Source organism: Eudoraea adriatica DSM 19308, from assembly GCF_000382125.1.
Classification (GTDB): Bacteria; Bacteroidota; Bacteroidia; order Flavobacteriales; family Flavobacteriaceae; genus Eudoraea; species Eudoraea adriatica.
In genome coordinates this window covers 338,060-350,889 of the sequence record NZ_KB907546.1, presented here as the reverse complement: position 1 = coordinate 350,889, position 12,830 = coordinate 338,060, and the positions used below count along the sequence as shown (strand labels likewise).

Annotated in this window: 9 protein-coding genes; 3 read left to right on the top strand and 6 right to left on the bottom strand. The window is 38.1% G+C overall.

Annotated features, from left to right (window positions below):
- Positions 1-11: 11 nt before the first annotated feature.
- Positions 12-521 carry a lactoylglutathione lyase family protein gene (locus tag G504_RS0101745; RefSeq protein ID WP_019668405.1) on the bottom strand — a complete coding sequence of 170 codons (510 nt, stop codon included), beginning with the start codon at positions 519-521 and terminating at the stop codon, positions 12-14.
- A gap of 221 nt (positions 522-742) precedes the next feature.
- Between G504_RS0101745 and G504_RS19040 the strand changes: the two genes are divergently transcribed.
- The 3 genes from G504_RS19040 (at position 743) to G504_RS0101730 (ending at position 2,310) form a co-directional block, all read left to right on the top strand.
- A complete protein-coding gene (locus G504_RS19040; RefSeq protein WP_019668404.1) occupies positions 743-1,216 on the top strand; it encodes a hypothetical protein in 474 nt (157 codons plus the stop codon).
- Positions 1,217-1,336: 120 nt separating this feature from the next.
- Positions 1,337-1,900 carry a YeeE/YedE family protein gene (locus G504_RS0101735; RefSeq protein WP_019668403.1) on the top strand — a complete coding sequence of 188 codons (564 nt, stop codon included), beginning with the start codon at positions 1,337-1,339 and terminating at the stop codon, positions 1,898-1,900.
- Positions 1,897-2,310 carry a DUF6691 family protein gene (locus tag G504_RS0101730; protein WP_019668402.1) on the top strand — a complete coding sequence of 138 codons (414 nt, stop codon included), beginning with the start codon at positions 1,897-1,899 and terminating at the stop codon, positions 2,308-2,310. The genes G504_RS0101735 and G504_RS0101730 overlap by 4 nt, the downstream gene beginning before the upstream one ends.
- Before the next feature lie 22 nt (positions 2,311-2,332).
- Here the strand turns inward: G504_RS0101730 and G504_RS0101725 are convergent, their stop codons facing one another.
- From G504_RS0101725 to G504_RS0101695, 5 genes are all read right to left on the bottom strand, one after another.
- Entirely contained in the window at positions 2,333-4,768 is a 2,436-nt protein-coding gene (locus G504_RS0101725; RefSeq protein ID WP_019668401.1) for a GH36-type glycosyl hydrolase domain-containing protein, read from the bottom strand.
- 320 nt (positions 4,769-5,088) lie between these two features.
- A complete protein-coding gene (locus G504_RS0101715; RefSeq protein WP_019668399.1) occupies positions 5,089-6,516 on the bottom strand; it encodes an MFS transporter in 1,428 nt (475 codons plus the stop codon).
- A 135-nt stretch (positions 6,517-6,651) separates the two neighbouring features.
- The gene (locus tag G504_RS0101705) at positions 6,652-7,947 is read right to left on the bottom strand and encodes a glycosyl hydrolase family 17 protein (RefSeq protein WP_019668397.1); all 1,296 of its coding nucleotides are present in this window, start codon (positions 7,945-7,947) and stop codon (positions 6,652-6,654) included.
- An 8-nt stretch (positions 7,948-7,955) separates the two neighbouring features.
- The gene (locus tag G504_RS0101700; RefSeq protein ID WP_019668396.1) at positions 7,956-11,417 is read right to left on the bottom strand and encodes a hypothetical protein; all 3,462 of its coding nucleotides are present in this window, start codon (positions 11,415-11,417) and stop codon (positions 7,956-7,958) included.
- A gap of 88 nt (positions 11,418-11,505) precedes the next feature.
- Positions 11,506-12,825 (bottom strand): glycoside hydrolase family 2 TIM barrel-domain containing protein, encoded by a 1,320-nt coding sequence (locus G504_RS0101695; protein ID WP_019668395.1) that lies wholly within the window; start codon positions 12,823-12,825, stop codon positions 11,506-11,508.
- Between the last annotated feature and the right edge of the window lie 5 nt (positions 12,826-12,830).

The following is a 12,830-nucleotide window of genomic DNA, read 5'->3' as shown; positions in this document are numbered from 1 at the left end:
ACATATGTTGTTTAATCCTGATACGCTCCGGAAGAATACGTCAATTCATAACTATGTGTATATATCTCAAACACTACCCCAAAAGGATCTTCCACATAAACCATTTTGTATGGTTTTTCATTTGGGTAATAAGCTCTGATTGGCATACGTTGTTTACCACCGTATTCAACAATTTTATTAGTCAAGGCTTCTATGTCCGGATCCTGGACACAAAAATGAAATAGTCCTGTGTTAAAAGGGGTAAATTCCGGTTTCTTTTTATCCATATCCGGAAATGAAAACAACTCAATTCCTATACCATCTGAAGTAGACATGTGCGCAATTTCAAAAGTTTCCCAATTCTCCCCAAAAACATCAATACACATTTGGCCAATAGCCGTATCTTTTTCTTTTATGACTTTTGAAGGTGGCATAATTACATACCAACCCATCACTTCCTGATAGAATTCGACGGCCTTATTAATGTCCGGTACCGTAATACCAATATGTGAAAATGACCTGGGATAGTTACTTTTATTCATAATTGAAGTGTATTTAGTAAAAAGTTAAAATTAGATGCATCATTTTAAAATACATATATCCAAAGCTAACTGTTTTTCTATTATTCCGTTCGTATAATATGCTGCAGCACCAATAATTCAGAACTACTGTTCTTATGTGTAATACCAATCCCAATTACAAAAACTGATCTATTATCATCAAAAACATTTACATTTGAAGAATAACAAAAAATAAAAGAGCAATGAAAAAGATTAAGGTTTTAATGCCGTTAATTGCATTCATATTTATTTTTCTGGCTTGTTCATCAGACGATAATGCCCCTGTTGAGGATAATAATGATGCTGTTGTGGGAACGTGGAGTTTAGCTGAACTAAATATCAATCCTCCCCAGGATATTAATAATGATGGGAGCACTACTTCTAATATTTTGACCGAACTGCCCTGCGCTGCCGGCACACTTGTCATCAACAGTGATGGAAGCTGGAATTCTACGGTTGTTAATTTAGATATTACCCCTATAACCGGAGGGCTTTTTGATATTCGATGCACAAATACGAGCAGTACAGCCTCCGGAGTCTGGCAATTTCAAAATTCGCAATTATCCTTATTTTTTAATACCACTTTGTTCTTGTATAACCTGAGTGGTGATAGATTAACCAACACTACCAATGAGGATCTGCCAGGATTTATGAGTGAAGTCTACGAAAAACAATAATAAATCAATTAACTTTCAAAGCTATTAAAGTTGACAAAATCATCTTTGAAAAAGTTCAGGTATGTAATATATGTTCCATGAATCCGACAATCATTGTGTTATATTATTTAAATAAAAGAAATGGAATATCTGCTTAAACCCTGGCCCTGGTATGTTTCTGGCCCTTTGATTACTCTGGTAATGCTGTTGCTGATTTATTTTGGCAAAACCTTTGGGATGTCTACTACACTCAGGACCCTATGCAGTATAGGCGGTGCCGGAAAATATTCTGATTTCTTCCGTTTCGACTGGAAAGCATACCGCTGGAACCTGGTAGTAGTCCTGGGTGCCATTATTGGTGGCTATATAGCAGTTGCTTTTTTGTCTGATGGTTCTACAATAGCTCTAAACCCGCAAACTGTTTCGGATCTTAGTGAGCTGGGATTTTATAGTGCAGGTGAATCGCTTTTACCTTCTGAAATTTACGCCTGGGGTAATGTTTTAACAGTTAAGGGAATGGCAATTCTTATTATTGCGGGTTTCCTGGTTGGCTTTGGAACACGTTATGCGGGCGGTTGTACATCCGGCCATGCCATAACTGGATTAAGTAATCTTCAATGGCCTTCACTAATTGCAGTAATTGGTTTTTTTATTGGAGGATTAATTATGACCCATTTTCTCTTACCCTTAATATTCAGCCCATGAAGATTTTAAAATTCTTATTAGTAGGTATTTTCTTTGGAATAGTCCTGGTAAAATCTGAGGCCGTTTCCTGGTACAGGATTTATGAAATGTTCAAGTTTCAGTCCTTTCATATGTATGGTATCATTGGTTCCGCTGTTTTACTAGGTATTCTGTTTATATGGTTATTTAAAGTATTTGGTGTTAAAAACATTGAGGGAAACAGAATATCTCTGATGCCAAAAGACAGCGGCTTTGTTCGCTATCTTGCGGGGGGTACAATTTTCGGTTTGGGATGGGCACTTGCAGGTGCCTGCCCGGGGCCTTTATATGTATTATTTGGGACTGGCGTAATAAGTATGTTAATTGTTATTGCTGCTGCCGTATTTGGGACATTCGTCTACGGTGTAATAAAAAGTAAGCTCCCTCATTAATAATGCGGAATTTTTAGACTCTTTATCCCATCAGTACTTCCACAGAATATTCCTTTCCCTTTTCCAGAATTGGAACAATATTAGAATTGATTGGCTGCCCATTAACCAGGATTTGTTTTATCCCTTTGCTTATATGCTCCGGGTTTTTAACATTGATATTGTAGGTAACATCCCTAAACACCCTTTTCATCTTAAACCCGTCCCAGGCAGCAGGGATACATGGATTAATTGCCAATCCATCGTATTCCGCCCTGATTCCCAAAATATACTGGGTAATTGCGTAGAAATTCCATGAAGCGGTACCGGAGAGCCAGGAGTTTTTTGCTTCACCTGGCTTATGTGCCTCCTTACCTGCAATCATCTGACAATAAACATAGGGCTCAACTTTGTGCAATTCTGACAATTCCTCGAGAAAGCTGGGTGCAATTTTAGTGTAATAGTCATAGGCCTGATCGCCACGCCCATGAATTGTTTCACCAATCATAATCCAGGGATTGTTATGACAAAATATCCCCCCATTTTCTTTATAACCAGCGGGATAAGTTGAAATCTCACCATATTCTATATAATATTTAGTAAAAGCCGGATAATTCAGGACAATTCCATATTCGCAATCCAAATGCTCTTTAACTGCATTTAATGATTTTTCAACCATTCCATCTTCTTTTCCAATTTCGGCCATAGTGCACCAACCCTGGGATTCAATAAATATCTTTCCTTCTTCATTCTCTGAGGATCCTACTTTGTTTCCAAAATAATCGTATGCCCTCAGGTACCAATTCCCATCCCAGCCATGTTGCTTAACTGCTTCAATCATAGCATCTACATGCACCTGAGCCTCAATAGCTTCTTCCTCTTTCCCAATCCGCATACAAAGCTTCACATATTCTTTACCATATACCACAAAAAGGCCCGCAATCATTAACGATTCTGCAGAACCACCTTTTTGATTCTCCGTAGTTTGAAAAGACTCATTAGGATCCTCGGAGAAGCAATTCAAATTAAGGCAATCATTCCAATCTGCTCTGCCTATTAAGGGTAATTTATGTGGTCCCAAATTATGTACAACATGGTAAAAAGAAGCTTTTAAGTGTTCAAAATGCGATTTTGCCCTTGAAGAATCATTATCAAAGGGTACCATTTCATCCAACAGGGAAAAGTCTCCGGTTTCCTTTATGTACGCAGTAGTAGAGAGGATCAGCCAGAGTGGGTCATCATTAAAGTTTCCACCTATTGCGGCATTACCTTTTTTTGTCAGGGGTTGATATTGATGGTAACAGGAACCATCTTCAAATTGTGTAGATGCAATATCGTAAATGCGTTCCCGTGCTCTTTCGGGAATTTGATGGACAAATCCAATCAGATCCTGATTAGAATCGCGAAAGCCCATGCCACGGCCTATGCCAGATTCAAAGAATGAGGCTGAACGCGACATATTAAACGTTACCATACATTGGTATTGATTCCAGATGTTAACCATTCTATCGAGCCTTGGATCCGCAGTTTCAATTGAGATTTTACCTAATAAATTATCCCAATAAGCCCTTAAATCTTCGAAAGCCCTGTTCACTTTATCTGCAGTTTCATAGGATGAAATCATATCATGCGCCGGTTGCTTGTTAATGATCGATTTGCTTTCCCATTTCTTGTCTTTCTCAACCTCAACATAACCCAGCATGAATATAAATTCTTTATCCTCTCCGGGCTTTAGTTCTATTTCAAGGTAATGTGATGCAATTGGCGACCAGCCGTGAGCAATGGAGTTCTTGGATTGTCCTTCACAAACTGCATCCGGAGCATCCAAACCATTGTAAAGACCAACAAAAGTCTCCCTGTCTGTGTCATAACCTGTTATTGGGCTATTAACGGAATAAAATGCATAGTGGTTACGTCTTTCCTTAAATTCTGTCTTGTGGTAAATTACAGCGTCTTTAACTTCAACTTCCCCTGTAGAGAAGTTTCTCTGAAAATTGGTCATATCATCTTCCGCATTCCACAGGCACCATTCAATAAAGGAAAACAGCTTTATTTGCTTACTTTTTGATGAAGAATTCTTTAAGGAAACCTTTTGAATTTCTCCCCAGAAGCCCAGAGGTATAAATTGAAGTACTTCTGCCTCTATCCCGTTTTTGGATCCTTTGAACTTTGTATAGCTCATGCCATGTCGGCATTCATAATAGTCCAATTCGGTTTTTACCGGTTTCCAGCCGGGAGACCAAATAGTATCACCATCCTTAATATAAAAATACTTACCGCCGTTATCCGCAGGAATGTTATTATATCTGTAACGGGTTAACCTTCGAAACTTTGCGTCTTTATAAAAAGTGTACCCACCGCCGGTGTTTGAGGTTAAAGAGAAAAAATCTTCATTTCCCAGATAATTAATCCATGGATAAGGAGTTTTGGGATTTGTAATTACGTATTCTCTGTTTTCATCATCAAAGTATCCGTATTTCATTTTTTCAGAAGTTTATTTAGATTGTTGATTGTCTGATTGCAAAACCTAAAAGTAAAAAATGTTCCTTTATTAAAGATCCGGAATTTAAAATGATTTTTCGCGGTAAGTATAAGTTGTTATCCGGGTTTAATATCCTTGCCTGCGAATTGAGAAAATACCTTGAGATATACGTATAAGCCTGAAATTTGAAAACATCGATACTCCCAAAATCTCTATTTGGTTGTTCAATGGAATACAAGTCGCTCATAACCACCAACCCTCTCTCATAGCAACTGAAAAGAGGGAAAGTAATTTTTTTGTTTAACAACAGGAATTCTATTTTAGTTTTGTGCGTTCTTACGGTTTGCCAATTCTGCACTAATTTCATTGGCTCGTTCTTCTGTTAGGTCATAGTTGCGCATTACATAGATGGCAACGAGCGTTCCCAGAATTGGGAAACCGGAATAAAATAATCTTAAACCCAGTATCGCTCCTTCGGGCTGAACAGCGGCATCCGGATTGAAACCCACAAGAGACATTATAGTGCCGGTTAATAAACCCGCAATGGCAAATCCAAACTTTACCATCCACCAATATATGGCACCAAAAATACCTTCTCTTCGTTCTCCTGAATTAAGTTCATCCAGATCGATCACATCGGCGGTCATCGACATCATCAGCGTAAATAAACTTCCAATACCAAATGCGAAAAAGGGTAGTGCGATAATAAACATATAGGGTTTTCCCGGAATAAAGAGAAACCAAAGCATTATATATCCTAAAACAGAAATGGCTTGCGAGACAATAAAGGCTTTCTTCTTTCCAATTTTTTTGGACATATACGTGATAATAGGAATAACAATAAATGTAGTTGCCAAAGCTCCAACACTGCCAAATAAGGTTGGCCATACCCCGGCGGCTCCGGCGTCACCACCGAACAAATAATAAACAACGATGAAAAACGAAAAACTCGCAATAGTATAAAAGGTATTATAAATCAAAAATGTAGCAATGCACAATTGTCTGAAAGGCAGTGATTTAAATGCTTCCTTAAAACCTACCAAGATCCTTTTTAAACTTCCTCCAATACCTTTTAAACTCAAAGGGGCATAATTTGCATTTAGCGTGGATTCACTTTTTATAAAAATTGCAGGCACCATAGCAAAAACCATACAAATAATACCTACCCATACAGCAAGGGTCCTTGTGGCTACATCCGCTGATTCAAACAATCCCTGATCATACATAATTACCCAAAACCACGGGGCTATCACCCATGCCCATTGCCCTATCCATTGGGCTATAGCCATAATATCCGTACGTTCATGAAAATCATTACTCATTTCATAACCCATGGCCACATAGGGTACACTGAAAATGGTCAATCCCAAATAAAATACAAACGACCATAACAAAAAATAGGTGAAATTGTAATCAAGTCCATTTACACGATACAATTGCCACATAATGACAAAAGAAATACCCATGATTACAGCTCCCAAAAAGACATAATGCCTCCTTCTTCCCCATTTAGATTTGGTATTGTCCGAAATGAAACCCATAATTGGGTCGGTGATGGAGTCAAACACCCTGGGCAGAAAGAACAACACTCCCCACATCCAACCCGGAAAACCCAAATCCTGTACTAAAACCACCATAAATATACCGAGCGCTGCAGGGAACATTTGATTGGCAAGCATACCGATCCCGAAAGCTACTTTCTGCCCGTATGGGACTTTATTTTTTGCTACTGCACTGTGATTTGACATGTTTTTTGAGTTTAAGATTAGTATTGGTTATTTAGGTTTATTTCAGATTTTAATCTCATCCTGTAATAACTACAAATTAGGAAAAGATAAATCAGTGTATTTTATTAATCATTATCCTGTCGGGGTAGATTAGAATTATTCAGGAGCTTTGGTTTCACTGGCAAGTGGCGGCACCATAACATCCTGCATCAAAGCATCACTATCTCCGTCATAGGTCTTTGTAATGGGTTTCCCGTTTCTGGTTAATCCTTCAAAGACACCTTCGTCTACTAAACTCCAAATTGGATATTTGGCCTGGCTCTTTATATTTATCATTCCGAAATGGTTCTCTGAACCTTTTGGGTTATTAGAGTCTTTCCATGGCTCATCAAAGCCTTCAAAATAAAAACATGAAATCCCCGCAGCATTGGTCCAGTCCCGCATGTGCCTGTAATATAGTGCTTGCTTATATTCATCAGTGGCCCTGGAACCTGAGGCTCCATAGAATCCATCAGAGGTTGTTGCCCAGCCGGTTTCACCAATATGGATTGGTTTGTCTACCCCTATACTTTTCATATAGCCTGAAACACTATCGTATTGAGACATTGCAAACTCTTTTGCACGAAGCATTGCCGCATCTATCTTTTCAAGATCGGACAAATCCTCTTCTTCTTCGGGAACTCCCCAAAATTCAGGATTATAATGCGTGTTATGATAGGGGTAGGTGTGCATAGAGACGTAATCTACGGCATTATATAATTTTTCAAGATCTTCGGTATGATATTCGGTGCCGCCTCCACCCCATGATGAAAAGTCATCAGAGCTTGTTATCCATAAATCTTCAGGAAGTTTACCCTCTTTTTTTAAATCCTGGAGGTGGGTTACCCAATTCAATATCACTCTTGGTTGCACATAATAGGTTTCTGCCCATTTTACCATAGCCTCGTTACCCACAGCAATTATTTTTACAATATCCGGATATTGATTTGCCAAATAAGACGCTACTAAAATTTGATTTGCATTGGCTTCACTTTCCTGTTCGTGATCCGGAGGCATAGCTGTCCAAGCATTTTTACAATCTATCCATGCACCCAGCATAACATACATTTCAAAATCAGGATCTTCATCTTTTAATTCGCTGATAGCCTTCAATAAATTAGTAGCTTGTGGTAAGTGAACTTTATAGGTACGCACAATTTTAACGCCCATTGCTGCCAATAGTTTCATGTCTTCCTTAAGTTCATCAATTGCCGGTTCAACATCATGATCAACATTCCTGTATCCTCCATAGGACATTGCCAAAAAATCCGGATTGCCCAGAATATCCTTTGCACTTAAACTTTTTACTCCCTTAACCACATTAGTTTTAATCTCTTTTTTAGTATTGTTTTTGCAAGAAAAAGCTATTATTACTAATAGCAGGTAAATAGTTGTTTTCATATATTTTTTCATGTCCTTGTTTATTTTTTTATAGAAACAAGTATTCGATTGATTTCTCCGGTTCGTTCAAAAACTTTTTTGCTTGTCGCCTCATCAAGAAGCAATTCATCATATTCAAGAATCGAATCGTCGTTAAAGACAACCTTCAAATTTTCCTTTTCAGATAATTTATAAATTACCGGTATTTGACAGTAGGTAAAACCAAGTGAGTTTTCTTCCAGGTTCAACTCCTTTTGCTGATTATTAAGGTCTGTATATATAAGTGAACCGGCCTTTTGCAAAAATTCTTCTTTTCTTAAAAGAACAGGTTTAAATTGAAGCTTTCCTTTATTTACAATTACTCCCAATTCGCCAATTCTGCTCAATATATCCTCTTTAACCTGACCTGTCATACCGGGTTGCTGTGCCCCTTTACCTGCCGGAGTATGTGAATAAGGATCTGTTGGGAATGCCCCATAAAGTTCAGGGGATTTATGCACGCCTATGCCTTCGTTAATTTCATAATAATGGTCTAATAACCTGCCAACGATTTCATCATTTTCATTATTTTCTATTGCTTTAAGGCAACATTCCTGAACAGCCAACAGCAGTTTGGATACCATATGCCAATATATGGAGCCCAGGCCTTCGTAACCAAAGAATGTACCTGATCTTCCCGTAAATGATTTGTGATCAAAAACGTCTTCAAAAATAGTTAATACGTATTCCCTGTCAAGATCAATAAGTTTATCGTATTCCCCATTAGGTAGTTCAGAGAGCGCCTGTTTAAGGCTATTGGCATTATTGAATGAACCATTAAAGTGGTAATTACCTAAAACATCCTTTTCAATGATTTGCTTATTTCCATCTTTAATCAACTGCTTGAGCAAACGAGACTTCTCTACTTTGTCTGAAGCTATATTATTCTTATCTACAAATCTTGGTAAATCCTTGTTGGGATAAAGAATATAGCTATATTGATCTTCTCTGAAAAGGCTGCTTGCCTTGAGGCCATCAAGAACTGCAAGGCATGATTCTGAATTGAGATAGCCAGCGCTTAAAACGGCAACTTGCCCTTCAAGCATTTCACTTAAATAGGAAATAGAGATTTCATTTTCATTTTCAACAGACATGAGGTTATATGCATGGTACATATTATCCCCTCTTTTATTGGCATCAATGGAATGGTCAAGATATTCCAAAGCAAGCTCAACAAAATTTAGTATATCGGTTTTGGAAATATCTTTTTTAGTCCCGCTAAATCCATTTGCATATACATTGGCTCTATAGGCACTACCAGCCTCACCCAGGCCATCTAGAATAAGTTTTCTTTCAGCATCGGATAATTTGCCCTTAAGCGTATAAGAATACTGCTCCAAAGTAGCGTTCAGACCTTTAAAAAAGGTCACCAATTCTTCGGAGACCGCAGCATCGGTAAATTTTGCTTTGGAGAGCATGCCCTGGAAGAAACTCAAAAATCTTCTTAGATAATAAAGGGTAACCATGGAAACACCATTTCCAACCAAAGCATTGTTGGCATCGTTCCATTCCGGTCTTTGGGTATTAAGCCATATTCCTCCTTCCGGAATGAAGTTTGAACACTTTGACATTACAGTGGCCAGTAATTTCTCCAGGAGATTTACGCTATATATATCAGAATCCTCCACTGTCATCAGAGCACCATCTGCACCCAGTTCATTTTTCCTTTTGTCTATCTGATCATTAAGATCATGATCATAATCTATAGTATCCTTGGGGTTTTTTAAGGTGTCCTGATAACTTTTAATTTTATAAGGAACATTTGCATAAACGAATAGTTCCTGGTCAAAATATGCCTCTAATTTGGAGGGATAATAATTTTGAATGAATTCCAAAAATTTCAAAAGATAAATTATTTGGTGATCACCCCAGTAACCAATATACGACCATGGATCATCCGGCTCTATTATTTCCCAGTCAAAACCATCTTTGGTAACACGATATGGGTTATAGCCTTCAAATGTGGTTGCATTTAAAAACTTGTGGATCATACTGTCAATGAATTCCGGGTAAGAGTGTGCCAAAGCCTCCCAGTTCTGGAATATATCCCTCCAGTTACCCTCATAATCCAGGACTTTAGAACCATCAATTTCGCTGCGCGTATTTATTGAAAATTTATTCCATGGCCTGCTGGGATCACCGTGTCTTCGGCTAAATTTCAAAGGCATGTACTCAAAACATAAACGTTTAAAATTTCTATCGGGATTTTGATCTGCGATTTGTCGTAATTCCTTTAATGAAAACCCAACAGGGATTTTCTCCAATAAATTTTTGTTATCCTTATAGACTTTGGTATTTGCCTTTTCCAGATACTTGACAAAATCGCCCTTCTCTATGTTGTAACCATCATCAAAAATTCCACCCCGCATTATATTAAAAAGTACGTTTGCAAAATGTCTTGTATTTTGAAGTTTATCTGCAGTGACTTGCAAACCATCTGCTGAATAGGTCAATTCTTTGAGGTTGCGCGTACCCAATTCTATATCCTCCAAAACATTGTTATACAAGCCTTTTTCGGACCTCAATAATGAAGATATTGCCTGTACATCGGATGGTCCCTGATTTAAATTAGCGACTATTATCCAGTCTTTATCCGAATTGGGGCTAAGTTCCATTTTGCAACTGATGAAATATGCGCTCTTTTCCGCTTTTACATCAATTTCTTCCTTTATTGGCAATCCTTTTCTAAAAGCATTTAGCTGCAGTGAAGAAATTAAGTGGGTAGGCTTATCCATCCCAAGAGACCATGCAATGGTTGACTTTAAAGCTTCACTTGGTTCTGCCTTATCTACAATTACAGCGCTCAAGGCGTAAATGCCCAGCCCTATTTCCGCTTCCAGCTCACTTTTCTTATAAGCATCGGCCAGATTGCTTCTGCTGTTTTGCAATTCCTCATGGATACCGAAGGGTAATATGTTTTGAATGCCGTCTATGATGGTCAGCTGAACGCTATTTTTTGAATGATTCACCAGCGTGGACTTTTTAACAAATCCATACTGGTCAGATGAATTCCACTGATAACGGAATGTTAAACCCAGATCCTCATTAATTTCTTCAAAGATTATTTTGTTGCCATAACTGTTCTTATATAAATTCCTGGTAATTGCATAAACCCCTTCGTATCGCTCAGAGAAAGGCTCCCAAAGTTGGGACTTGCCATCTTTATGGATCTTGAGTATGGTCTTACTACCGGTAATCTCATGAGATTCTGTTATTTTATCATCCGTATAATAAGGAAAAATTGCGCTATCACTGTTTTTTCTTCCGGCTGTGAGACCTCCGTTACTGGAAATAAACATCCAATGGTCTGAATCGCTGACAATACTCATGAAAAATGGTCTCATGGCATTGCTGTTTGAAATTTTATAAAAGCTTTCATTTTGCAGGAGTACCGCCTCTCCTATTATTTCGGGTTTTTCAAAATGAGCTTTAATATCACCTAAATATATTTCGCGTTGATTCATTTACTGCTAATTTGATTGTTCTAAACTTAAAAACCTTTTCAATTAATATTTTTTCTTCTGAATAGATATACTGATCTTCTCTATTTATTTAGTTGACCATAAATGGAATATTCGCTGTTGCAGAATGATTATTTCCGTCATCAGCATAAACAAATAACCTGTATATCCCTTTTTCCTGTACCTGGATTTTGACAGTCCCATCTTTTGATGAAATTATTGCACCTTCTACCTCGGCCGGACGTTCTTCATAATCACCCCCTTCTTTGGTCTCTGTGCTTTCGCGTAATACTTCCCAGGTATAGCTTATGGCATCATCTTCAAAATCAACTATTTTAATTTCAGCATTGTAGGAGTTATCTGCTTGTAAAATAACATTGTCATAGGCGGTCTTTCCGTCTAAAGTAAATGATACGATCTGAGGGGTTCTATTATCCGGCCATTCTCCATTCCATATGTAGTGCATTACGTCTACAGATTCTGTTTCCTGACCATTTTCCAAAAAAATCCCATACCAGGTAGGTGTGCGCTCTTGTTTATTTCCCCAGAGAAAAACGTAGGAACCAATGCATTGAAGTGTGTCTGCTTCGATACCCTTTTTATATCGCTTTAAATAATTTGCTGCTTTAAGCGAACTGTGTTCTTCAATTGGAGCTCCCCATTCTGTCTTTGGCACTTCCCAATGCCCTGTTGCTCCCCATTCCGTGATCATATAAGGTCCATTCCAGCCATACTCCCTTATCAGGTCAGGTACGGCAGGCAATTCTCCATACATCTGGATAGATAAAATATCGATATCCGGACATCGATCTATGATGTAATTAATTTCTTTTTGCGAGATGCCGGAAAGGCTTGTTGTAGTAAGGTGATTTGGATCTAGGTTATGGATCATTCGCGATATTTCATTGACAGCATCCCATACTTTAGGATTCTTATAATTGAGATTTAATTCGTTTCCTATACCCCATATCAATAAGGCAGGATGATCCTTTAGTTTCAACACCTCTTTTCTAATTCTTTCCAATTGCGCATTTACGGCGCTTTCATCATTATAATCAAAACCATGGCGTTCTCTGCCAACATCAATACCCATGGTTACCATTAAGCCATTTTCCTGTGCTTCGTCTAAAACCTCTACTGCCGTTTTTTGACCATTTTCGGTTTGCCAGGTCCTGAAAGAGTTGCCATTATGATTGGCAAGAGAACTAACATCCCCAAATTCCAAACCCGCCCCTTTAATATAAAAAGGTTCTTTATTTACTAATAATACATATTTACCATCCTTGAACCTAATTTCCACCTTGGCCGGGCCCGGGTTTAACTCAGGATCCCCTGCAATATGCTTATTGGCGGGATTTTCTTTGCATGCGAAAAAAACACAAAAACAAACTAAAAATATAATTTGTCTCATTTATT